Origin of the sequence: Streptomyces sp. NPDC020747 (assembly GCF_044334695.1) — a bacterium.
Lineage (GTDB): Bacteria > Actinomycetota > Actinomycetes > Streptomycetales > Streptomycetaceae > Streptomyces.
Window position 1 is genome coordinate 1 of the sequence record NZ_JBIRTJ010000032.1, and the last position, 23,519, is coordinate 23,519.

Consider the following 23,519-nt stretch of genomic DNA (forward strand, 5'->3'; position numbering starts at 1 on the left):
CATCCGCAGCGAGAAAGGCATCCGCTGGGGCGGACGCCCCCTCACCACCGCAGCCTGACAAACCCGGCGAACCAACACGGTCACAGCACTAGCGACGGCCCCGGCCCCTTCGGGAACACCGAAGGCCGCGACGACCTGCCGACCGCCGTCTCGTACGTGGTGTCCGCCGCGCTCGTCGTGCCGCTGTGGTGGCGTCGCCGCGCCCCAGCCCCCGTGTATTTCGTGGTCACCCTGGTCGCCCTCGTCCAGGAGGCGCTGGGCCTGCAGTTGGCGGCCGGCATCGCCGCGTTCATCGCCCTGTACACCATGGCCCGCTACGGTTCCCTGCGGCTGCTGAGCTGGACCGCCGCCGTGGCCATCGCGCAGGTCATGGTTCCATTCCTCGTCAACCTGCCGGATGAAGACTGGCTGCAGAGTCTGTTCTTCCAGCTGGCGACGGTCACCGCCGCTGCCGCCGTCGGGCTGACGCTGCGCACCCGACAGATGTATCTGACCGCGCTGGAAGACCGCGCCCGACGTCTGGAGATCGAACGTGACCAGCGCGAACAGCTCACCGTGGCCGCCGAACGCTCCCGCGTCGCCCGCGAGATGCACGATATCGTCGGCCACAATCTCTCCGTCATGATCAGTGTCGCCGACGGCGCCGCCACCCTCGCCGCCAACAGAAGCGAGCAGTCCGAACAGGTCCTGCGCATCCTCGGCGACACCGGCCGCCAGGCCATGAGTGAACTGCGGCGCGTCCTGGGCGTCCTGCGCGAGGAACAGCACGGCGAACGGCCGCTCAGCCCGCAGCCCGGTATCCGCGATCTGGACGCCCTGCTGGCCCGGGTCCGCACCGCGGGCCTGGGCGTCACCTACCGGAGCGTGGGCGACCTCGACAGCCTCGGCAGCAGCGTGCAGCTGACCGTCTACCGCATCGTCCAGGAAGCCCTGACCAACACTCTCAAGCACGCCGGTGCCGGCTCCACCGCCGAGGTCGCCGTGACCGCGGACTCCGGACAGGTCCGCATCCGGGTCGCCGACACCGGAGCCCCACCGGAGGTACGGGGGCCGGGGCCGCAGCCCGACGATCCCGGGCACGGCCTGGTCGGCATCCGTCAGCGGGCTGCCCTTTACCGCGGCACCGCCACCATCGGCCCGCGCGACGACCGGCCCGGCTGGATCGTCGACGTCCTCATCCACGCATCCGACGAACCCGCCCCGTCGGCACCAGGAGAAGAACCGCTGCCATGACCACTGTGCTGATCGCGGACGACCAGCCCCTGCAACGCATGGGCTTCCGCATGCTCATCGAGGGGACCCCCGGCCTGACCTGCGTCGGCGAGGCCGAGCACGGCGCGGAGGCCGTCCGTATGGCAGCCGAACTGCGCCCCGACGTCGTCCTGATGGACATTCGCATGCCCGGCATGGACGGCCTGGAGGCAACCCGCCGGATCACCGCCGCAGGCGGCCGGACCCGCGTGCTCATCGTGACCACCTTCGACCTCGACGAATACGCCCACGACGGACTGCGCGCCGGAGCCAGCGGCTTCCTGCTCAAGGACGCCCGTCCCGAGGAGATCGTGGCCGGCATCCACGCGGTCGCCACCGGCGACGCCGTCGTGGCACCCAGCCTGACCCGGCGCCTGCTGGACGCCTATGCCCACCAGGTCCTCGCCACGACCGGCACCTCTGCCACCGAAGACCCCCGCCTTGCCACCCTCAGCGGCCGTGAGCGGGAAGTGCTCATCGCCATCGGCCGGGGATGGAACAACACAGAGATCGCCGATCGTCTCGTCCTCACCGAATCCACGGTGAAGAAGCACGTCGGCCGGGTCCTCGCCAAGATCGGAGCCAGGGACCGCATCCAGGCCGTGATCATCTCGTACGACGCGGGGCTCGTTCGAACGCAGCCTTGACGGTGGTGCAGCGGACCGGCGAGGCTCATCGCAGCAGGGACCAGGGAAGCAGCACGGTGAAGTGAGCGCCTTCGCCGGGCGCCGTCCTGAGTTCGACGCGGCCGCTGTGGGCCTCCAGGATCGCGGCGGTGATGGCCAGACCCAGGCCGGTGCCGCCGCGGGTGCGGGACCGGGCCTCGTCGACCCGGTAGAACCGGTCGAAGATGTTCGGCGCGGCCTCCAGCGGCACACCGGGCCCTTCGTCGAATACTTCCAGCACGACGCGGCCGCGTGATTCCGGACTCCCCGCCGCTGCTACAGAAGGTTCCGACCGTTCGACGGGCATGCCCACGCGGACGTGCACGGGTGTGCCGGGCGGGGTGTGGGCCATGGCGTTGCTGACGAGGTTCGTGATCACCTGGCGCATCCGGTGTTCGTCCACCGTGACCCGGATCGGCGTCTCGGCGCTTTCCAGAACCAGCGGCCGCTCCGGCTCGCGGACCCTGGCGTCGTGCACGGCGTCCTCGACGAGTGTGCGGACGTCGAGTTCGGTCAGGTCCAGGGCGCGTTCCTGATCAAGGCGGGCCAGCAGCAGCAGGTCGTCCACCAGCCGGCCCATCCGGATCGCCTCGCCCTCGATCCGGCCCATCAGCCGGTCCACATCGGCCCGGTCCGGCGCACCGCCGCAGCGGTTCAACTCGGCGAAGCCACGGATCGACGTCAGCGGGGTGCACAGTTCGTGCGAGGCGTCCGCCACGAACCTGCGCAGCCGCGCCTCGGACCGTTCCCGTTCGCGCAGCGCGGAGGAAAGCCTGCCCACCATGGTGTTCAGCGCGTCACCGAGTCGGCCGACCTCGGTGTGTGCATCGGAGGCGACCCGCAGGTCGAGGTGGCCGCCGGCGATGTCCTCCGCGGTCTTCTCGATCTTGGTCAACGGTCGCAGTCCCAGCCGTACCAGCAGCAACCCGACCGCGCCGAGGGTGAGCAGCAAAGCGACCCCAACCCCGGCCTCGATCCAGATCAGTTGCGTCACGGTCGTTTCGGTGGTCTCCGTCGACTGTGCGACAACGACGATCCGGGACCCGTCGGACATCGTCTTCCGCGACACCATGACGCGCCAGTCGGCACCGCCCTGCTTGTCGGGGATCAGGAACGGGTGCTTCTCGTATTGTCCGACGGTGGTCGAGTCGATCACCGGCAGGGCCGGTCCGCCCGCGCCGCCCGGGACGGACACTTCCGGTGTCCCGTCGAGGCGGAGCAGCTGGAGCGCGAAGTCCGTGGGGAGACCGTCGGAGTTGGCTCCGAGGTCCTCGGGCGACGGACTCAAGTTCCCAGGGCGGCCGTCCACCTGGCGCGCGAGGTCTCTGAGCCGGTCGTCGGACCGGGCGATCATCGACGCGCGGATCAGTACGACGCTGGTGACCGCGATGGTGCCCAGGCCGAGGGCGGCCAGCACGAGCAACGCCATGACCAGGCGCGCCCGTAGTGTCCACGGTCGGCGCCACCGGTTCTTGTTCACCGATCCTCCCTGGGCAACCGCAGTGAGTAGCCGATACCCCGGATGGTGTGGATCAGCGGCGGTTCCACCGAGTCGATCTTGCGGCGCAGATAGCTGATGTACGACTCGACGATCCGGCCGTCCCCGCCGAATTCATAGCTCCACACCCGGTCGAGGATCTGCGGTTTGCTGACCACGCGCTCGGCGTTAACCATCAGGTACCGCAACAGATTGAACTCGGTGGGCGACAGTTGGACCAGCCGACCGGCCCGGTGGACCTCGTGGGCGTCCTCGTCGAGCACGAGATCGGCGTACCGGAGGGTGCAGTCGTCCAGTGGGATGTCGGGGTCGCCGCCTGTGCGCCGCAAGATCGCCCACAGCCGCAACACCACTTCCTCCAGGCTGAACGGCTTGGTCACATAGTCGTCGCCGCCGGCTGTCAGGCCCGCGATCCGATCTTCCACGGCGCCCCGTGCGGTCAGGAAGAGCACCGGCAGCCGGTCGTGCACCGTACGGAGGCTGTGGGCGAGGCTGAAGCCGTCGGTGTCGGGGAGCATCACGTCCAGAATGACGATGTCCGGCCGGACGCGCCGGGCCGTGGCCAGCGCTTCGGCTCCGCAGTTCGCCGCGTACACGGTGAACCCACTGAGCCGAAGCGCTGCCGACAGCAGCTCCAGGATGTTCGGTTCGTCGTCCACTACGAGGACGGTCGCCTCGCCACGCTGATGCTGGTCCACTTGACCAGCATCGACGACGAACCTGGGAACTTGCTGAAAGCGCCGTGAATCACGCGTCCGTGCACTCGTACAGTGTCCCGCTCTGGCCCGCTGTGAGTACAGGCTTGCAGTTCTGCTTGATCCACTTGGTCCGCTCGATGACCGTCTTCGCGTCCGCGTTCATCATCCCGCCGCCGGTGAGCACGAACCGCAGCTTGCCCTCATGCACCCAGGTGGACAACTGGTCCACCGAGGGCACCGGGTCCTTGCCGTCGAACCCGCCCATGCCGACCACGGTCTCGTCGTCGGCGACGAGGTACACCCCCGCGGCCTGGGAGCCGCCCTCGACTGCCAGCGTGATCTCGGCTCCGGACGAATGCGACTTGGCGTAGTCCAGGATCTTGCGTTGGTCCGCTGTGAGTTCCCCGCTGTCCCAGCCGGCAGGCATCTCGTCCGCCACCGGCCCCGCGGCCGGCAGGCTCGGGGTGCCTGCGGTGGAGACCGCACCGGCAGCGGACCACACGGCAGGTGCCAGCAGCACCGCGCCGAGCGCGAGCGCGATTCCCGCCTTCGGGACTTTGCGCAGCACCAGGGCCAGGATCGCGACCAGTGCGACGATCACCACCGCGTACCGCAGCCAGCCGTGCCATGAGGTGTGCCGGGAGATGAGCACCCACGCCCATGCCGCGCTCAGCGCGACGCCGGCGGGCAGCACGAACCGGCCCAGCCCCTCGCGCTCTCGGTACTTCTGGAACGCCCACACGGCGCCTACGCCGACGAGTGCTGCGATCGCGGGTGCCATGAGGGTGGTGTAGTACGGGTGGAAGACGCCTTTCTGGTGGCTGAACACAACGGTGTTCACCAGGAGCCAGCTGCCCCACAGCACCCAGCCCGCCTGGTTGGCGGTGTCCGCAGGGGCGGAGCGGCGCAGCCGCCGGAAGCCGAGCACCGCCGCGAACACCAGCGCGATCAGCGCCGACGGCAGCAGCCAGCTGATCTGCCCGCCGACCGCCTCACCGAACATCCGGCCCGCACCGGACGAGCCGCCGAAACTCGCGCCGCCGGGGCCGCCGAAGCCACCTCCGCCGCCGTTGCCGTTTCCTTCACCGCCGAACACGCGGCCGAGCCCGTTGTAGCCCAGTACCAGATCCAGGGCCGTGCCGTCGGTGCTGCCGCCGATGTACGGCTTCGTGCCCGGCCACAGTCCGACTGCCGCGACCCACCACAGTGAACTCGCCAGCAGCACAACGGCCGCACCGGCCAGGTCGAGCACCTGACGGCGCCAGTGCGCCTTGCTGCCGGCCAGGTACGCGGCGAAGAAGGCAGGAACGACGATGTACGCGGCTGCCATCTTCGCCAGGAAGCCGCACCCGAGCAGGAACGCCGTGAACAGCAGCCACTTCGTCCTTGTGCGTGGTTCCAGTGCCTTCATCGCGCGGGTGAAGGCGTAAGCCGCCGCGACGAGCGTGAGGACGAGCATGGTGTCGGTGTTGTTCGTGCGGGTGGTCGCCACAGTGATCGGCGTGAGCGTGAACACCAGCGCGGCGATCAGCGCGGCCTTCTCGCCCGCCCACATCCGGACCGTCCGGTGCAGCAGGAAGATCACCGCGACGCCTTCGACCACCTGCGGCAGCAGCACGGACCAGTGGTGGAAGCCGAAGATCCACACCGAGACCACCTGCGGCCACAACGCCAACGGCGGTTTGTCGATCGTGACCGCACCGGCCGGGTCGAACGAACCGAACAGGAAGTTCGTGAAGCTCGACGACATCGACCTGACCGCGGCCGTGTAGTACGTGTTGCCCCAGCTGTCGGTCCCCAGCACCCAGCCGTACAGCACCGTCCCGAGTGCGAGGATCGCGATGAGCGCATACGTCGGCCAGGGCCGGGGGCGTTGCCGTGTGGGTTCGATGTGCACCGTCTGCTGCGCTTGGCCGGTATCGGCGGCGGTCATACGTTTCCCTTTTCTTGTTTGAAAACCCAGCCACGCAGCAGGACGAACCGACCGGCCGTGCCGAGCACGGACGCGCCCAGCAGCACGACCAGCTCGAGGAGACGCGACGGTTCGGCCACTGCCGAGTGCAGGACGAGCAGCGCGGTCGATGTGAACGCGTAGTAGAGGCCGAAGACGATGAGTCCTTGCAGGTGCGCTCTGCCGGACGAGCCACGGGAGCCGAGGAACGTGAACCGCCGGTTGGCCTCGGTGTTGAATATCGTGGTGACCATGAGCGCCAGCAGGTTGGCCGCCAACGGGTGCATCGCCGGCCGCAAGAGCGCGTAGAGCAGCAGCGTGACCGCTGTGGACAAGAGGCCGATCGCGCCGAACGACAGCAGTTGCCAGACCAGCCCCGGGTCCCGCCTGGACAACACCGCGTCGGGATGGGCCGCTTGGGGTTCCGGGCGCCGTGGCAGGTCGGCGACTCTTGCCGTGCCGGCGGCCTTCGCCCGCGCCACCCGGATCAGACCTCGGATGTCCTCGAGCGCGGTCGATCCGATCTTGACCCGGGTGTCGACGTCCTCGACCCAGTCGACCGGAACCTCGTGCACCCGCAGTCCATTGTGCTCGGCCAGCAGCAGCAGTTCGGTGTCGAAGAACCAGTTGTCGTCCTTGATGTGGTCGAGCAGCGGGCGGATCACGTCCGTACGCGCCGCCTTGAAGCCGCACTGGGCGTCGGAGAACTTCGCGCCGTGGCTGAGCCGGATGAGCGCGTTGTAACACCGGGAGATCAGCTCACGCTTCGGGCCGCGTACGGTCCTCGCGCTCGGGGCAAGACGCGAGCCGATCGAGACGTCCGAGTGGCCGTTGACCAACGGAGCCACAAGGGGCAGTAACGCGTCGAGGCCAGTCGACAGGTCGACGTCCATATAGGCCACCACGTCGGCGTCGCTCCATTGCCACGCGGTGCGCAGTGCCCGGCCACGGCCCTTCTCGTCGAGATGCAGCACACGGACCTGATCCGATGTTTCGGTCAGCTCGTTGGCGATCGCCAGGGTGGCGTCGGTGCTGGCGTTGTCGACGATGGTGATGGTCCACTCGAACGGCAACTGTTCGCCCAAGTAGGACTTCAGGACGTCCACGCAGCCGCGCAGCGCGCGTTCCTCGTTGTACACAGGGATCACGACGTCGACCGTGGCGGTCTTGGTCGCACCGGTCAGGTCCGGCGGTGTCGCCGGGGCAGGGGTGCCAGTCATGACTACAGGTGTGCCAGGCGTACCCGCAAGCAGCCTGGACGGGACCTGAAAGAAGCCTGGGAATCTGCGAGTTCGGCTCCCAGGTAACTCGCACAAACGCGTCCTACGGTCGCGGCGTGTCAGCAACAACGGAATCCGTCGACATCGACGAGAAAAGAAAGCAAACATTCCGCCGAGTGGGACTGGTGACCGCAGCGGTCGTGCTCGCGGTCGTGGTCAGGGTCGCCATGTTCGACCACGAGTCCACCGACTACAAATTCTTCGTCAAGGGCTGGTATGAATTCATTTCCACACACGGTGGATTCGGCGCTCTCAAGTACAGCTTCGCGGACTACAACGTCCCTTATCTGTACCTGCTCGCGGCGTTGACCTATCTGCCGGTACCCGCACTCATCGGGGTCAAGATCATCTCGGTGGTGTTCGACCTGGTACTGGCGTACTTCACCTATCGCATCGTCGCGCTGCGGCACACCGGCCTCCGGTGGCCGGCGCTGGCCGCCCTCATCGTGTTGTTCCTCCCCACCGTGGCGAGCAACAGCGGGCTGTGGGGGCAGGCCGACTCCATCTACGCCGCGTTCGGCCTCGGCGGCGTGTACTTCCTCCTGCGCAGGCGGCCGTGGCTCGCCGGAGTCTTCTTCGGCCTGTCACTGGCCTTCAAACTGCAGGCGATTTTCCTGTTCCCGCTGCTCCTGGTCCTCGCACTGAAAAAGTGGCTCCCGTGGCGGGTACTGCTGGCCGTCCCCGGGGTCGTCCTGCTCCTCGACGTGCCGGCGCTGCTGGCCGGAGCACCCATAGGGCGCTTGCTGTCGGTCTACGCGGACCAGACGAGCTCGTACACGCAGCTGTCGCTGCGCGCGCCGTCGATCTACCAGTTCCTCCCGGCGAGCGCCGACGCGGCAGTGATCCGGCCCATCGGTATCGCGGTAACCGGGCTGGTGATTCTCGGGCTGTGCTTCGGCGTACTGCTCAGCCGAGTCCGGCTGACGACAGCGAAAGTCGTGCTGATGGGAGCAACTTCGGCTGTCCTGGTGCCTTTTCTCCTGCCGTCGATGCACGAGCGGTACTTCTACCTGGCCGAGGTCCTCACAGTGATCGCGGCGTTCTACCTGCCGCGTCGCCTCTGGTACGTGCCTGTCCTCGTACAGGCGGCCTCGTTCCTCGCCTATCTCGACGTGCTGTTCCCGGCAGAGGATTCATCGCCCCCGGGAGACCTGCCAGGAGGGACCGGCCTTCCCGGCGGAGGGGCCACACCGGGCGGCACGACGGGCGAGATCCCGACCGAGATGCCGGCCGGGATGCCGAACCCGTTCGCGCCCACCCTGGAATTCCGGATCCTCGCTGCCCTCATGGCGGTCGCGGTCGTGTCCGTGGTGTGGAATGCATTCCGCGAGTTCCGGCGGGGATCTCCGCCGGGAGCACAGAAATCACACATTCACGATGCGCTGAATGCGCGGTGATCCACCAGGTTTCACTGCGGAATTCCACAGCCAACCCGAGGGAGTCGGAGTATGTACATGGCAGCCGTCGACGAGCCAGGAGGTCTCGCCGGCCTGGTGGTGGACATCATGGACAAGCTGGGCGGACCGGGCGCGGCGATCCTCGTCGGTATCGACAACATCTTCCCGCCGATGCCGAGCGAACTGGTGCTGCCCCTGGCCGGTTTCGCTGCGAGTCAAGGCACCATGAGCCTGTTCATGGCGCTGTTCTGGACCACCCTCGGCTCCGTCGCCGGTGCCCTGCTCACCTACTGGCTGGGCGCATGGCTCGGCCGCGACCGTGTCCGCTCCCTGATCATCCGTACGCCGCTGATGAAACCGTCGGACTTCGACCGCACCGAAAGGTGGTTCCTCAAGCACGGCACGAAGGCGGTGTTCTTCGGCCGGATGGTGCCGCTGTTCCGCAGCCTCATCTCGCTACCCGCGGGCGTCGAACGGATGCCCCTGTGGCGGTTCCTGTACCTGACCACGCTCGGGAGCCTGATCTGGAACGCGGGCTTCGTCGTGGCCGGCTACCAGTTGGGCGCCAACTGGCAGGACGTGGACGAGTACGCGGGCGTCCTCCAGAAGGCGGTCATCGCGGTCGTCGCACTGGCTGTCGTCGTGTTCGTGGCCGTCAGGATCCGCGAACGGGGACGCAGCAAGGGCAACGCCCAGTAGGCACAACTCACTCCACGACAGACGTGCCGACGTTTGACTCAGCGCTCGCGATCGAGCCCCCCGGACCGGTTCGCTGTCCGAGCGGGACCGAGTTCTGCCTCGCCGCGGGCGCAGCCTGCGTGATCGTCTGCCTTGCCAACCGCTGGCTGAGCAGCTCAGATCTCCTTGATCTGTACGCGGTCGCCGCACAGTTTCGACCAGTCGTCGCGGTCCGAGGTCAGCACCAGCACGGGCCCCGGAGAGCGGAGCGCCATCGCGGCGACGAGGGCGTCGATGGCGTACTTGTGGCCGTGCAGGCCCCCGGCGTCGCTCAGCAACTGCACCGCGGTGAGACTGTCCGCCTGGGTAACGTCCTGGACCTGAAGCCGAGAAGCACCCAGCGCAGCCGGGCGGTATCCGTCTTCCCGTGGACGGCCTCCACCACCGTCAGGGCCGACACGAGGACGGGCACACCCGCGCGCCGAGCGGCCTGTTCCGGCTCAGTTACGCCGCGGCGTAGCGCCTTCGTGGCGAGGAAAACGACATACGCCACCTATTCGGCTGTGATGGCCGTTGTCTGCTGTCCCTCCGCAGTGGCGGTTATGGATGTGGCGGTGGACCCCTAATTGTGCCGTCTCATGACATTGGTTCCTCGTGGTCAGGCCTGGCGGGCGTAGGACGCGAGGCGATCGGCGAGCGCGGTGACGAGGTCGCGCAGTTCGTCGGGGCGCTCGATGACGAACGGCCGGTCGAGTGAGGCGAGTACTGGAGGCAACCAGTCGAGCCGCTCCGCCCGCAGCTCGACGCGCAGCCAGCGCTCGGTCGCCCGGTCCTGGCCTGCCGCGGGCTCGTGCTCCTCCAGGCTCGCGACGCCGGCGGGAAGGCGGGCGCGGATCTGCTCGACTGTCCCGTGGATCCGCAAGGTCACCTCATGCCGGTACTCGGCCGTGGCGAACGCCGACAACACGCGCTGTGCCGGACCGGGACCCACGGGCGCTTCGAATGAGCCGGGCAGGGTCCGCGCGTCCGCGATGCGATCGAGCCGGAAGGTCCGGTCCTCGCCGATCCGGTTGTCCTTGCCCGTGACGTACCACCGGCCCGCGTGGGCGACGATCCCGTACGCGTGCAGCGTGCGTTCGCTGCGCCGTCCGTCGCGGTCGGTGTAGCGGACCGAGACCGGCCGGCGGTGGCGCACCGCATCGGCGACGGTGAGCAGGACCCCGGCGTCCGGGGTGTCGAACTCGCCGGGCTGTTCCGTGAAGGCGAGGGATTCCAGGAGTGTGTCGAGCCGGCGGGCGATGTGCTTGGAGTTCCTCGACGCACTACGAGGCTCGATCAAGGATCGTAGTTTCCGTCCGCTGCCGGTGCGCGAGCGGATGATCCCCAAGACAGGCGGCAAGCTGCGCCGCCTGGGGATCGCGACAATCGCCGACCGGGTGGTGCAGGCATCCTTGAAGCGGGTGTGTCAATTTAACGGCTGATCTTGGTTGTTGATGGTCAGTTGTTGCTCGGGGTCAGGCGGCCCTCGAAGGCGATCTGGAACGCGTTGAGGGGTGCTTTCCAGCGCATGGTCCACCGCTTGCGGCCCTTCCCGGTCGGGTCCAGGCTCATCAGCGCCATGTAGATGCACTTGAGGGCGGCGGCCTCATTGGGGAAGTGCCCGCGGGCACGGACGGCCCTGCAGATGCGGGCGTTGACACTCTCGATCGCGTTCGTGCTGCAGATGACCTTGCGTATCTCGACGTCGAAGGAGAGGAAGGGCACGAACTCGGCCCAGGCGTCGGACCACAGCTTCACGATCGCCGGATACTTCTTCCCCCACGCTTCCTGGAACTCCAGGAACCGTTCCGTCGCCGCGTCCTCGCTGGGCGCGGTGTAGACGGGCTTGAGTGCCTTGGCCACCTTGTCCCAGTCCTGACGGGCGGCGTAACGGAACGAGTTCCGCAGCAGGTGAACCACGCACGTCTGGACAATCGTGCGAGGCCAGACGGTCTCCACGGCCTCGGGAAGGCCCTTGAGCCCGTCGCAGACCAGCATCAGCACGTCATCCAGGCCGCGGTTCTTCAGCTCAGCGAACACGTGCAGCCAGTACTTCGCGCCCTCGCCGCCGTCGCCGGCCCAGATGCCGAGAATGTCGCGGGTGCCGTCCACGGTCACCGCCATCACCACGTAGACGGGACGGTTGGCGACCTGCCCGTCCCTGATCTTGACGTTGATGGCGTCCACAAACAGGACGGGGTAGACGCGGTCGAGGGGCCGGTTCTGCCACTCGGCCATGCCCTCCATCACTTTGTCGGTGATGGTGGAGATGGTCTGCTTGGACACCTCGGCGCCGTAGACCTCGGCCAGATGGGCGGATATCTCGCCGTGCGTGAGCCCCTTCGCGGACAGCGACAGCACCATCTCGTCGACCTCGGTCAGCCGCCGCTGCCGTTTCTTGACGATCTGCGGCTCGAACGTGCCCGAGGTGTCACGCGGGACCTTGACCTCGACCGGCCCGACGTCGGTCAGCACGGTCTTGGCCCGGCCCCCGTTGCGGGAGTTGCCGCTGCCCCGGCCAGCAGTATCGTGCTTCTCGTAGCCGAGGTGATCCGCGATCTCACCTTCCAGCGCAGACTCCAGGACCCGCTTGGTCAGCTGCTGCAGCAGCCCACCCTGCCCGGTCAGCTGCAGCCCCTCCGACCGAGCCCGCTCCACCAGCATCGCGACCAGTTGCTCGTCGGACACGGGCGCAGACGGCCCGGACTGGGCACTCTCGGCAGGCTTCACGGTCTCCAACTCCACGGCGGTGTCAGTCACTTGACGTCTCTCCCGTGATCGTCGGATCCGCCGTTAGATTTACACTCCCCCTACTCGCCTCAAGCAATTCCGAGGGAAGCATCGATGGCAGCCATGGCGTGTCACGGTCTTGCGATCGGAGTCATAGGGGGATGACAACCAGCGCGGTGTCGTCGGTGTTGCCGTTCGGTGGAATGAGGTCGGCCAGAAGGGCGTCGGCCAGTGCCTCGGCGTCTAGCAGCCGGTGGCGGGTGAGGGCGTCGGCGAGGCGGGCCAGACCCGTGTCGATGTCCTCGGTACGACGTTCGATCAGGCCATCCGTGTAGAGGACCAGAGTGGCGCCCTCGGCAAAAGGCGTGCGGGCCTGGGCTCGCGGGATGTGTTCGGGCCGGGCGCCGAGCGGCGGGTCGGTGGCCCGGTCAAGGAAGATCACGGTGCCGTCGGGGCGGAGCAGCGCGGGCGGAGGATGTCCGGCGCAGCTGTAGGTGATCGAGTGGTCGCCCCAGTCGACGAACGTCGCCGCCGCGGTGGTCGATTCGGCGCCCTCGACGGAGCGGGCGTACAGCCCGAGGGCATCCAGGGCCTGGGCCGGGCCCTCGGCGACGCGGCAGGCCGCGCTCAGGGCGCTGCGCAACTGCCCCATGACGCAGGCAGCCGCCAGGCCGTGGCCGACGACGTCACCGACGGCGACCGCGAGGCTCTCGCCGGGCAGGTCGACCAGGTCGTACCAGTCGCCGCACACGTTCAACGCTCCGACGGCAGGCCGATAGCGCACGGCCGCCACGTGCGGGCCGGTCGGTCCGGGCGGCGGCAGCATCGCCGCCTGCAGGGCCAGGGCTACCTCACGTTCGCGGGCATGCGCCTTGCGCAGACGTTCGTTGACCTCCTGCAGTTCTCTGGCCCTGGTGTACAGCTCGGCCTCCAGCACACGGGCCCTGCTGTCGCCGCCGGGGCGGCCGAATGCGCGGATGAGCTCGGTGACTTCCTCCACCCGGTGCACGATCAGTACCACCCGCCCGTCGGGGCCGAAGACGGGTGCGTTGACCGGGCTCCAGTAGTGCTCCTGCCAATGGCCGCGCCGCTGAGGATCCTCGATGTCGTAGCGGATCAACGCCATCGTGTCGCGCTCACCGGTGGCCACCGCGCGACGCATCGATGCCTCGGTCTCCCGCATGCCGGCCGCGGCCGGCTCGTTGGGGTTCTCGGGGAAGACATCGAAGATGTAGCGGCCCAGCAGTTGCTCGCGCGTGCGCCCGGCCAGCCGCTGGAAGTCGTCGTTGGCGTCGACATAGTCCAGGTCAGGGGTGAGCAGCGCCACCATGCCGGGCAGGGCCCGGAAAACCGCCGCATAGTCGATCTGCGGTTCCGTCATGTGCTGCCGCCTCGGCGCCGACCGTCAGTGAGCGGTTCCACGATAGGAGCGAACCCGCCAGAGGGCCCTGGCACTACTCCCTCCGGGGGGTCCGGCAGTCACCTGAACGGCCCTATCGACAAACAGCTTTCGGGCGAACCACCTGGCTGGACTTCATCGTGGGCGACCTTCCCAGCGACTACGACACTCCCGCCGCGAAAGCGCGGCGCCCGTCTCTCCGGACGTCACCGCATCGCCATCGCCCACCGCTCCGCCCACCGGCGCCCGTCCTGGTCCTGGACGAGGCGGGTCTCCAACCTCGGCGACGAAACCGAGGTCGACGTCGACCGGACGATGCGCACCGCACATACAGCCCTCACAACTCTCAATGTCACCCATCAGCCATCGGCCATCCGCGCCGCCGGCAGCGTCGCCCTTCGCGAAGAAGGCTGCATCGTCGACAACGGCCCACACCACGAACGTCTCACCCGCTGCTGCCGCGAGGGGAGTGGCAGCCCGTCTCGGGTCGGTGTTGCAGGCATTAGATCGGTCCAGGGCGCGATGGTGGACATCCGTTCATCTCCCCGGTTCTCGTGTGGCTGTTTCTGCGGAGGGCTCGAACAGGTCGGGGTCCACGCGGCGCCGCCGCCGAGGTCGGGGGCTGTACGAGGATCTTCAACGAGCACCTGGCCTGGTCACTGTTCTCGCATCACGACAGACCGTGCCAGGTCGGGAATCGGCGTTCCAGGGTGTGACAGGGCCCCCACGCCCGCCGGCGGCGCCGACATGATGGCGGACTCGGCCAGGCCGGGCCGACGCGGACGGACGTCACGGATACGTTCCGAACTCTTGACGGCCACCGTATGACTGCGTAGACATGACAGCGCAGTCAGACAACAGCGTCTGGCAGTATTGGGCTCGATCGTGCAGCCATCGGGAGACGCCATGACGCGAGGGACAGGACGGGACGGGAGTCCCGGTGCGCCGCGCAGCGTGGACGTGGCCCGGCTGGCCGGGGTCTCGCAGAAAACGGTGTCGCGGGTATTCAACGACGAGCCGTACGTCTCCCCCGAGGTGCGCCGGCGTGTCCTCGAAGCCGCCGAACAGCTCGGCTACCGGCGCAACAACGCCGCCCGAGCACTGGCCTCCGGACGAACCCGCTCGATCGGCGTGGTGACACTGGGTACGGCCCTGTACGGTCCCGCCTCACTCCTCATGGGTGTGGAGCGGGTCGTCCGGGACACGGGATACGCCCTCCGCGTGGTCAACACGATGGAAGGCGACCCCGCGGGCGTCGCCGGCGCCGTCGGCTCACTCCTCGACCAGGGCGTGGACGGCATCGTCATCTCCGAGCCGATCGAGGAGGAAGGAAACGAAGGAGACCTGTCCGTCCACGTCGGCGTGCCGGTCCTGGTCCTCGGCGTGCCACCACCCTTCACGGCCTCCACCGTGCTGACCGGGGCGGGCGGCGCCGATCTGATGGCCCGGGCAGCCGTCGAACACCTGCTGGACCTGGGACATGTGACGGTCCATCACCTCGCCGGTCCCCAGCGGTGGTACGCCGCCAAGGACCGTCTCGCGGGGTGGCGGGCGACCCTGGCCGAGCACGGCAGGGACGAACCGCCGGTCATCGAGGGCGACTGGTCGGCCGCGTCCGGCTACGCGGCGGGCCGGGAACTGGCCGCCGACCCCGAGGTGACGGCGGTGTTCGCCGCCAACGACGACATGGCCATCGGCCTGATCCGGGCCCTGACGGAAGCCGGCCGGCGGGTGCCGGAGGACGTCAGCGTCGTCGGCTTCGACGACATCCCGGTCGCCGCCTATGTGACTCCCCCGCTGACCACGGTGCGGCAGCCGTTCGACACCGTGGCGCAGGAGGGGCTCAAACGACTCGTACACGCCATCGAGAACCCTCAGGCAGAGGCGCTGCCTGCGAGCGACCCACCGGTTGACCTCGTCGTTCGTGCCTCGGCCCAGGCCCCACCGCCCCGGACACCTCCGGGACGTCGGCGACGTACCGCCACCCGATCCCGTGAAAGCACCTACAGTCCCCCGCTTCCGAAGGGAGGCTCGTCCAGCCAGCACTGAACAGCGCCGGTCAGCCCGGCCGCCGGGCCGGACCCGGCATGTGATCCCAGGGGCGAGCCGCCTTACCGGCCTTTGTTCGGCCCCGTCCATCCCGACCGTGCCCCGCCGCTGCGGACCACCCTCCCCGTACGGGCAACACGCGAACTCTGCTTCACCCAGCGGCTCTTGAGCCGCATTGCCTCAGCGCTCTCCGCCTGTCCCGCACACATCTGTGTGCCGCACACAGGCCGCGCAACCACGCTCCCCGAACCCGTCGGCTTCGACGTCCAGATCGTCGCGCCCCCATCTCCCCTTCAGCATCCCCTTTCCGCACGCCCTCCCCCGGCGTGCCGGCCCCTTCGCCATCGGCGGGAGTTCACCATGCCCACATCCGGCTCCTCCTCCATGAACCGTCGGCTCTTCCTCACCGCGACGGGAGCGCTGTCGCTGAGCGCCGCGCTGTCCGCCTGCGGCGGCGACAGCGACGGCACCAGCGGAACCTCCGCCAAGCCGGTCGGCCAGGCCGATATCGACAAGGCGATGCAGACGCCGACCGAGCTGACGTTCTGGACCTGGGTCCCGAACATCGACAGGGAGGTCGCGCTCTTCGAGAAGAAGTACCCGGCCGTCAAGGTCAAGGTCGTCAACGCCGGCCAGGGCACGCCCCAGTACACCAAGCTGCGCACCGCGCTCAAAGCGGGCAGCGGCGCCCCGGACATGGTGCAGATCGAGTTCCAGGCCATCCCGACCTTCACCATCACCGACAGCCTGCTGGACCTGCGGCCGTACGGCGCCTCCGCGCTCAAGTCCACGTTCGTCGACTGGACTTGGGGCCAGGTCAGCGGTAGCGGCGGCGAGGTCTGGGCCATCCCCCAGGACACGGGCCCGATGGGCATGCTGTACCGCAAGGACATCTTCGACCAGCACGGCATCGAAGTCCCCACCACCTGGGACGAGTTCGCCGCGGCGGCCCGCAAGCTCCACAAGGCCGACCCGGACGTCTACCTCACCAACCTCGCCGCCAACCAGGTCGCCGCCTGGCACGGCCTGTTGTGGCAGGCGGGCGCCAAGCCGTACGTCACGTCCGGCAAGAGCGACATCACCGTCAGCGTCGACGACGCCGTCTCCAGGAAGCTCGGCGACTACTGGGGAGCACTGGCCAAGGAGGGCGTGATCGGCGTCGAGCCGGACTTCACCGACGGCTGGTACGCCGCGCTCAACAAGGGCAAGTACGCCACCTGGCTCACCGGCGCCTGGGGCCCGGCCTTCCTCTCCGGCTCCGCCAAGGCCACCGCAGGCAAGTGGCGCGCCGCCCCGCTCCCGCAGTGGGACGCCGCCAAACCCAGCTCGGGCAACTGGGGCGGCTCCACCACCGCGGTCATCCGCTCCACCAAGAACCCGATCCAGGCGGCGGTGTTCGCACAGTTCCTCAACAGCGACCCCGCCAGCGCCAAGATGTTCGCCACCGAGCAGTTCTTCTTCCCGGCGACCAAGGCCCTGCTGGCCGAAGCGAGTTTCCTCGGGGACACGCCTGCCTTCTACGGCGGCCAGAAGGTCAACGAGGTCTTCGCGGACATCAGTTCACAGGTCAACCCCTCCTTCCAGTGGCCGCCGTTCCTCGACCGGGTGGCCACGGACTGGACGGAGACCGTGGGCAAGTCCCTCGCCAACAAGTCCGACACCGTCCGCGCACTGGGTGCGTGGCAGTCGCGCATCACGACCTTCGCCAAGGGCCAGGGCTTCACGGTCAAGGGAGGCTGACGATGGCCACCACGACAACGGCCCCCGTCACAACGGCAGTTCGCAGGAAGTCCTCACCACGACGGCGCCACGGCACGGCAGGGGCCCTGTTCATCGCCCCGTTCATGGTGCTGTTCGTGCTGCTCTTCCTCGCCCCGCTCGGCTACGCCGCCTATCTGAGCCTGTTCCAGGAGAAGCTCATCGGCGGTTCGTCGTTCGTCGGCCTGGACAACTACGTGACGGCCCTGAAGGACCCGCTCCTCCGCAAGGGCATCGGCCGCGTCGCGCTGTTCTTCGTCATCCAGGTTCCCGTGATGCTGCTCCTTGCCCTGTTCTTCGCGCTCGCGCTGGACAGCGGCCTGCTGCGGCTGTCCCGGGTGATCCGGCTCGGCATCTTCGTCCCGTACGCCGTCCCCAGTGTGATCGCCACCCTCATGTGGGGCTACCTGTACGGCCCCGACTTCGGCCCCTTCGCCCAGGTCAGCCGCGATCTCCACCTGCCGGCCCCGCACTTCCTCAGCGACAGTTGGATGCTGGGCAGCCTCGCAAATATCGTGACCTGGGAGTTCGTCGGCTACAACATGATCATCCTGTACGCGGCCCTGCGCACCATCCCCGCCGAGTTGTACGAGGCGGCCGCCATGGACGGTGCCGGCGCCTGGCGGATCGCCTGGTCCGTCAAACTCCCCGCGCTGCGCCCGGCGTTGACGCTCACCCTGCTGTTCTCGGTGATCGGCAGCTTCCAGCTGTTCAACGAACCGAGCCTGCTGATGAAGGTCGCCCCGGACGTCATCAACAGCTCCTACACCGCCAACCTCTACGCCTACTCCGTCGCCTTCATCAGCCAGCAGACCAACTACGCGGCCACGGTGTCCTTCATCCTCGGTCTCGTCATCGTGATCGTGTCGTACGCCTTCCTGCTCACCGCGAACCGCAGGAGGAGGACCTCATGACCACCGTGACACCCAACGCATCCACAGCCTCCACCACCTCGGCGGCGAAACGACTTCCCGCCGAGGCCCGGTCCCGGCGCCGCTCCCCCGCCCGCCGCCGCAGCACCCCGCTCACGATCGCCATGCTGGCCGCGCTCGCGTACTTCCTGCTGCCGCTGCTCTGGCTGCTGGTCGCCTCGACCAAGAGCACCCAGGACCTCTTCAACAGCTTCGGCCTGTGGTTCTCGGACGCCCCACAGCTGCTGGCGAACATCAAGGCCACCTTCACCCAGGACGACGGAGTCTTCGGACGCTGGCTGCTCAACACCGTTCTGTACGCCGGTGTCAGCGCGATCGGTGCCGCGGTGCTCGCGGCCGCTGCCGGGTACGGGTTCGCCAAGTACCGCTTCCGGGGCCACGGCGCCGCCTTCAACCTGATCCTCGGCGCCATCATGATCCCCACCACCGCGCTGGCGATCCCCACCTATCTGCTCTTCGCGAAGGCGGGCCTGGTCAACACCCCCTGGGCGGTCATCCTGCCGTCCCTGATCAGCCCGTTCGGCCTCTACCTCATGCGCATCTACGCCGAGGACGCCGTCCCCGACAGCCTCATCGAGGCCGCCCGCATGGACGGCGCCGGAGAGCTGCGCATCTTCTGCACCATCGCGCTGCGGCTCCTTGCCCCCGGCCTGGTGACCGTCGTGCTGTTCACGCTCGTCGCCACCTGGAACAACTACTCCTGCCGCTGATCATGCTCAACGACCCTAACCTGTACCCGATCACGGTGGGGCTGTCCCGCTGGGCCGACCAGGCCCAGAACGGCGGCGCCGGAGCCAGCAGCGACCTGCTCGCCCTCGTCGTGACCGGCTCCCTGATCTCGATCGTCCCGCTCGTCCTGGCCTTCCTGCTGCTCCAGCGCTACTGGCAGAGCGGCCTGGCCACCGGCGGCGTCAAGCAGTAACACCCCCACGCCCCTCCCCCAACTCCCCCTGATCCCCGGAGGTTTGTCCATGGCGGACCTGCCCGCCCGCGTCCTCTTCGGCGCCGCGTACTACCACGAGTACCGGCCCCCCTACGGCACCGAACGCCCCGAGGAGCGCCTCAAGACCGACCTCGACCTCATGGCCGACGCCCACCTCAGCGTCATCCGCGTCGGCGAGTCCGTCTGGTCCACCTGGGAGCCCGAGAACGGGCGCTTCGACCTCGACTGGCTCCAGCCCGTCCTCGACGGCGCCCACGAGCGCGGCATCGCCGTCGTCCTCGGCACCCCGACGTACGCCGTCCCGCCGTGGCTGGCCCGCCAGTACCCGGAGATCACCGGCGAGCGGCACACCGGCGAGCGCATCGGCTGGGGCGCCCGCCAGGAAGTCGACTTCACCCACCCCGCCTTCCGCTTCCACGCCGAGCGGGTCATCCGCAAGATGGTCGCCCGGTACGCCGACCACCCCTCGGTCATCGGCTTCCAGGTCGACAACGAACCCGGCAACGAACTCCTCCACAACCACGGGGTATTCGAACGCTTCGTCGACCACCTGCGCGCAAGATACGGCGATGTCGAGACACTCAACCACGAGTGGGGCCTCGTGTACTGGTCGCACAGACTGTCGACATGGGCCGACCTGTGGACACCCGACGGCAACGCCCAGCCGCAATACGACGTCGCCTGGCGGGAGTTCCAGGCCCAGCAGGTCACCGAATTCATCGGCTGGCAGGCCGACGTCGTCCGTGAGTACGCCGGCCCCGAACAGTTCGTCACCACCTGCATCTCCTACAAGCGCCCCGCGGTCGAGGACGACGAGCTGACGGACCGCCTCGACATCGCCACGGGCAACGCGTACTACGGCATGCAGGACGATCTGCTGCTGCCCGACCCCACACCGGACGACCACCAGCAGAGCTGGCAGACCACCGGCGTCTGGGCGCTGTACCAGACCGCCGACTGGATGTTCTCCTCCCGCCAGGAGCCCTTCCTCGTCACCGAGACCAACGCCGGCTCCATCGGCATGCCGTGGGACAACCGCCCCGCCTACGACGGCCAGTGGAGGCAGGCCGCCTGGGCACTCGTCGCCCGCGGCGCCCGCATGATCGAGTACTGGCACTGGCACACGCTGCACTTCGGCGCCGAGACCTACTGGGGCGGCATCCTGCCCCACACCGGCCGGCCCGGCCGCACGTACGCCGAACTCGCCGGTCTGGGCTCCGAGTTCGAGGCAGCGGGTCCACTCGTCGCCGGACTCGAACCGGACGCCGACATCACCATGGTCTACTCGACGCCGAGCAAATGGCTCATGCAGAAGTACCCGCCGCTCGCGACGCCCGACGGCGAACCCGACCCCACCGCCTACCACCGCATCTTCGACCCGTTCTACCGAGGCGCCTTCGACGCCGGCCGCCAGGTGCGCATCGTCCACGCCCGCCAGCTGCACGACCCGCGCGGCGAACGGAAGGGCCTGACGACGGAGGAGGCCGTGCGCCGCCACCCCGTCCTCGTCGTCCCGGCCCTGTACGTCGCCGCCGACTCGACGCTCGACTGGCTGGCGGCCTACGCGGAGGCGGGCGGCCACCTGGTCCTCGGCCCGCGCACCGGCTACGCCGACCACGAGGCCAGGGCCCGGCACGAACCGGCCCCCGGGCGACTGGTGGAAGCCGCCGGTGTCCACTACGACGAGTTCAGCAACCTCGCACAGGAGGTCCCCGTCCAGTCGGCGTCCGGTGGGCCGCTCGACCTGCCCGAGGGCTCGACCGCGACCCGCTGGGCGGACGGCCTGACCGTCACCGACGCCGAGGTGCTCGCCACCTACGACCACCCCCACTTCGGCCGCTGGCCCGCGGTCACCACCCGCCGCCACGGTTCCGGCCGCGTCACCACCGTCGGCACCGTCCCCGGCCGCGACCTCGCCCGGGCACTGGCCGCCTGGATGGCACCGGCCTCCCGCAGCGCGTGGCAGGACCTCCCGGAATCCGTCACCGCGACGACCGGCACCTCCCCCGACGGACGCCGCGTCCACATCGTCCACAACTGGAGCTGGGAGCCCGCGAGCGTACCCGCCCCGGTGGACCTCTCCGACGCCCTGACCGGCACGTCCCTCCCCGCGGGCACGGCGCTGGACCTCGGTGCCTGGGACGTCCGCATACTCGTCTCCCCGAAGGAGGGGCTGTGCAACGAAGAACAGTGAAGGCGCTGGGTACGTTCGTCGCGGCATCCGCGCTGCTGGCGATACCCATGGGCAGCGCGCAGGCGTACAACCCGACGGGCGGGATCCTCTACCAGCTCGGAAACGAACCGTGCCTCAAGGGGCGGGGCAACTGTGCGGTCTACCCGAAGTCGGCGCAGCTGCCGGGCGGACGTCTGGTCGCGTCGTTCGAGAAGTCCACGGTGGTGCCGAAGACTGGCAGCGCCGACAGACAGACCCTCCCCGTGTACAAGAGCGACGACCACGGAACGAGCTGGCAGCGGCTGTCGCAGGTCAAGGCTCCCGCGTACCTCTCCAACGACCCCAAGTACGCGAAGTACACGAGCAATTGGACGAACCCGTACCTCTACACGCTTCCCCAGGACGTCGGGAACCTCAAGCAGGGCACGCTGCTCCTCGCGAGCGTCGTGTCCGGCGACGACCACTACTACAAGGAACACAAGGCAGCCGACCCGAACTGGACCCCGTCCAACGACGGAGACCGCAAGAACATGGCAATCGCCCTCTACTCCAGCACCGACGGGGGCGTGTCGTGGAAGGTCCTCAACGTCATCGCGACGGGCGGCTGGCAGGGCGGCAGCGCGGGCGCGGTCGGCCAGAACATCGCGAGCGCGAACACGCACAAGCAGGTGGATCCCCTCTGGGAGCCGTACCTGATGGTCTACAAGGGCAAGCTCGTCTGCTACTACTCCGACGAGAACGACTACATCGGCTTCGACCCGGCCACGGGCGTCCCGACGCTGGACCGCGCGAACGACACCGCTCCGGATTCGCACGGCCAGATCCTCGTGCACAAGACCTGGGACGGCCGCAGTGCACAGTGGAGCGGCCCCGTCGTCGACCTCGCCGGGCTGACCCAGGACATGGGCGGCGGCAAGACGGAGATCGGAGGCGGGCGGCCGGGCATGACGAACGTCGTCCGGACGACGGACGGCAAGTGGATGCTCCCCTTCGAGTACTGGGGTGGCGGCGCCAACACCCGGTACGTGATCGCCGACAGCCCGCTGGAGTTCTACCGTGGCTCCGCCACCGGCACGGACGTCGCCTCCCTGCCCGTCGCCGCAGGCTCCCGCCCCCTCGCGAGAGGCGGCAGTCCGGTCATCGTCAGGCTTCCCGGCGGCCGCCTGGTCTACAACGCCGCAGGCAGCGGCAACGTCTGGGTCAACGAGAGCGGACGCAGCGACGGCACGTGGAAGGAGTACCAGACGACCTCGCCTGCCGGTTACAGCCGCAACCTGCAGTACGTCCAAGGCACCGGCCGCATCGCGATCCTCAACAACCAGGGCACCTCGACGATCGCCCACGCCGAGGTCGACCTCGGCCAATCGGACGGCGCCTACTACCAGTTGGTCAACCGCAAGACCGACCAGGTGATCGGCACCGGCAACCACACCAATGACGCGAACATCGGCAACGGAGACGTTCCCGACGTCGTGTTGGAGGAGCCCGGCTCGGCCGCGAACCCGGACACCCAGTACTGGCACGTGGTGACCGAGCCGAACGGTGGCACGAGCCTGCTGAACAAGTCTGGCGGTCGCGCAGCAGCCATCTGGACGGGCAACGCGACGGTCGGGCAGCGGATCGGTCAGTGGGTCGACAACAGCTCCACCGGCAGCTGGAACCTCGTCAAGACCAGGGACGGGTTCTACAAACTGCAAGCGGTCAAGAACACGAACCTGTACTTGACCGGCGCGTCCGACGGAGCGCCGCTGACCTTGCAGAACGCGGCCACGGACGGCTCACAGGACTGGGAACTCGTCCAGTAGGCTCCCGCCGTCTCTGTCGACGGCACCCCGTACGAGGGCTCTCGGGGGCGCGGCTCCTCGTGCGGGGTGGTCTCAGGAAGACGTGGCCGTGGGGCAGGCCGGCGTCGAGGTGTCGATCACGGAGGCACCGCTCCGGAGGGCGCGTACCGACTTACGGACGTCGCTCTGGGCGCACGCAGACGATGACGACGTGGCAGGGGCACGCGTTCCTCCGGCCATACGGCGACGGCCGGGCCGGAGACGCGAGGCGGCCACGGCCCGGCCGGCCCATCA

The 23,519-nt window shown here is 68.5% G+C and carries 15 protein-coding genes and 4 pseudogenes; 11 read left to right on the forward strand and 8 right to left on the reverse strand.

Annotated elements, in window-relative coordinates; all coding sequences use genetic code 11:
* The first annotated feature begins 24 nt into the window (after nt 1–24).
* Both ACH4YP_RS46520 and ACH4YP_RS46525 read left to right on the forward strand, forming a co-directional pair.
* On the forward strand, nt 25–1,233 hold the full coding sequence (locus ACH4YP_RS46520; RefSeq protein ID WP_398497550.1) for a sensor histidine kinase: 1,209 nt from the start codon (nt 25–27) through the stop codon (nt 1,231–1,233).
* The gene (locus tag ACH4YP_RS46525) at nt 1,230–1,898 is read left to right on the forward strand and encodes a response regulator (protein ID WP_398497507.1); all 669 of its coding nucleotides are present in this window, start codon (nt 1,230–1,232) and stop codon (nt 1,896–1,898) included. The genes ACH4YP_RS46520 and ACH4YP_RS46525 overlap by 4 nt, the downstream gene beginning before the upstream one ends.
* 25 nt (nt 1,899–1,923) lie before the next feature.
* Here ACH4YP_RS46525 and ACH4YP_RS46530 read toward each other — a convergent pair whose 3' ends face one another.
* The 4 genes from ACH4YP_RS46530 to ACH4YP_RS46545 are packed head-to-tail and all read right to left on the reverse strand — an operon-like array spanning nt 1,924 to nt 7,283.
* A complete protein-coding gene (locus ACH4YP_RS46530) occupies nt 1,924–3,396 on the reverse strand; it encodes a sensor histidine kinase (protein WP_398497509.1) in 1,473 nt (490 codons plus the stop codon).
* Nucleotides 3,393–4,112: a response regulator transcription factor gene (locus ACH4YP_RS46535; RefSeq protein WP_398497510.1), complete on the reverse strand. Its 720-nt coding sequence runs from the start codon at nt 4,110–4,112 to the stop codon at nt 3,393–3,395. Before ACH4YP_RS46535 ends, ACH4YP_RS46530 begins: the two co-directional genes overlap by 4 nt.
* Nucleotides 4,113–4,161: 49 nt before the next feature.
* Complete coding sequence (locus ACH4YP_RS46540; protein ID WP_398497512.1) at nt 4,162–6,045, reverse strand: ArnT family glycosyltransferase; 1,884 nt, start codon at nt 6,043–6,045, stop codon at nt 4,162–4,164.
* Complete coding sequence (locus ACH4YP_RS46545; protein ID WP_398497514.1) at nt 6,042–7,283, reverse strand: glycosyltransferase; 1,242 nt, start codon at nt 7,281–7,283, stop codon at nt 6,042–6,044. The genes ACH4YP_RS46540 and ACH4YP_RS46545 overlap by 4 nt, the downstream gene beginning before the upstream one ends.
* A 116-nt stretch (nt 7,284–7,399) precedes the next feature.
* Here ACH4YP_RS46545 and ACH4YP_RS46550 point away from each other — a divergent pair, with 116 nt between their 5' ends.
* Nucleotides 7,400–8,740: a glycosyltransferase 87 family protein gene (locus ACH4YP_RS46550; RefSeq protein WP_398497516.1), complete on the forward strand. Its 1,341-nt coding sequence runs from the start codon at nt 7,400–7,402 to the stop codon at nt 8,738–8,740.
* A 51-nt stretch (nt 8,741–8,791) separates the two neighbouring features.
* The gene (locus ACH4YP_RS46555; protein ID WP_398497518.1) at nt 8,792–9,439 is read left to right on the forward strand and encodes a DedA family protein; all 648 of its coding nucleotides are present in this window, start codon (nt 8,792–8,794) and stop codon (nt 9,437–9,439) included.
* Between the two features lie 155 nt (nt 9,440–9,594).
* On the opposite strand, the pseudogene ACH4YP_RS46560 reads toward ACH4YP_RS46555, so the two are convergent.
* Together ACH4YP_RS46560 and ACH4YP_RS46565 are read right to left on the reverse strand one after the other, a co-directional pair.
* Nucleotides 9,595–9,908: pseudogene (locus tag ACH4YP_RS46560) on the reverse strand (DNA-binding protein); the annotation flags it as partial.
* 168 nt (nt 9,909–10,076) lie between these two features.
* Nucleotides 10,077–10,724 (reverse strand): annotated as a pseudogene (locus ACH4YP_RS46565) (WYL domain-containing protein); the annotation flags it as partial.
* Nucleotides 10,725–10,728: 4 nt separating this feature from the next.
* On the opposite strand from ACH4YP_RS46565, the pseudogene ACH4YP_RS46570 reads away from it, so the two are divergent.
* Nucleotides 10,729–10,887, forward strand: a pseudogene (locus ACH4YP_RS46570) (group II intron reverse transcriptase/maturase); the annotation flags it as partial.
* 28 nt (nt 10,888–10,915) lie between these two features.
* Here the strand turns inward: ACH4YP_RS46570 and ACH4YP_RS46575 are convergent.
* Together ACH4YP_RS46575 and ACH4YP_RS46580 are read right to left on the reverse strand one after the other, a co-directional pair.
* The gene (locus ACH4YP_RS46575) at nt 10,916–12,121 is read right to left on the reverse strand and encodes an IS256 family transposase (RefSeq protein WP_398497552.1); all 1,206 of its coding nucleotides are present in this window, start codon (nt 12,119–12,121) and stop codon (nt 10,916–10,918) included.
* 217 nt (nt 12,122–12,338) lie between these two features.
* Nucleotides 12,339–13,568 (reverse strand): PP2C family protein-serine/threonine phosphatase, encoded by a 1,230-nt coding sequence (locus ACH4YP_RS46580; protein WP_398497520.1) that lies wholly within the window; start codon nt 13,566–13,568, stop codon nt 12,339–12,341.
* A gap of 924 nt (nt 13,569–14,492) precedes the next feature.
* Between ACH4YP_RS46580 and ACH4YP_RS46585 the strand changes: the two genes are divergently transcribed.
* The 6 genes and pseudogenes from ACH4YP_RS46585 (at nt 14,493) to ACH4YP_RS46610 (ending at nt 23,246) form a co-directional block, all read left to right on the forward strand.
* Entirely contained in the window at nt 14,493–15,635 is a 1,143-nt protein-coding gene (locus tag ACH4YP_RS46585) for a LacI family DNA-binding transcriptional regulator (RefSeq protein WP_398497522.1), read from the forward strand.
* 360 nt (nt 15,636–15,995) lie between these two features.
* Complete coding sequence (locus ACH4YP_RS46590; protein ID WP_398497524.1) at nt 15,996–17,375, forward strand: ABC transporter substrate-binding protein; 1,380 nt, start codon at nt 15,996–15,998, stop codon at nt 17,373–17,375.
* A 2-nt stretch (nt 17,376–17,377) separates the two neighbouring features.
* Complete coding sequence (locus ACH4YP_RS46595; protein WP_398497526.1) at nt 17,378–18,307, forward strand: carbohydrate ABC transporter permease; 930 nt, start codon at nt 17,378–17,380, stop codon at nt 18,305–18,307.
* Nucleotides 18,304–19,247, forward strand: a pseudogene (locus tag ACH4YP_RS46600) (carbohydrate ABC transporter permease). Before ACH4YP_RS46595 ends, ACH4YP_RS46600 begins: the two are co-directional and overlap by 4 nt.
* Nucleotides 19,248–19,296: 49 nt before the next feature.
* Nucleotides 19,297–21,462 (forward strand): beta-galactosidase, encoded by a 2,166-nt coding sequence (locus ACH4YP_RS46605; protein ID WP_398497527.1) that lies wholly within the window; start codon nt 19,297–19,299, stop codon nt 21,460–21,462.
* 47 nt (nt 21,463–21,509) lie between these two features.
* Nucleotides 21,510–23,246 carry an RICIN domain-containing protein gene (locus ACH4YP_RS46610; protein ID WP_398497553.1) on the forward strand — a complete coding sequence of 579 codons (1,737 nt, stop codon included), beginning with the start codon at nt 21,510–21,512 and terminating at the stop codon, nt 23,244–23,246.
* Nucleotides 23,247–23,519 lie beyond the last annotated feature (273 nt).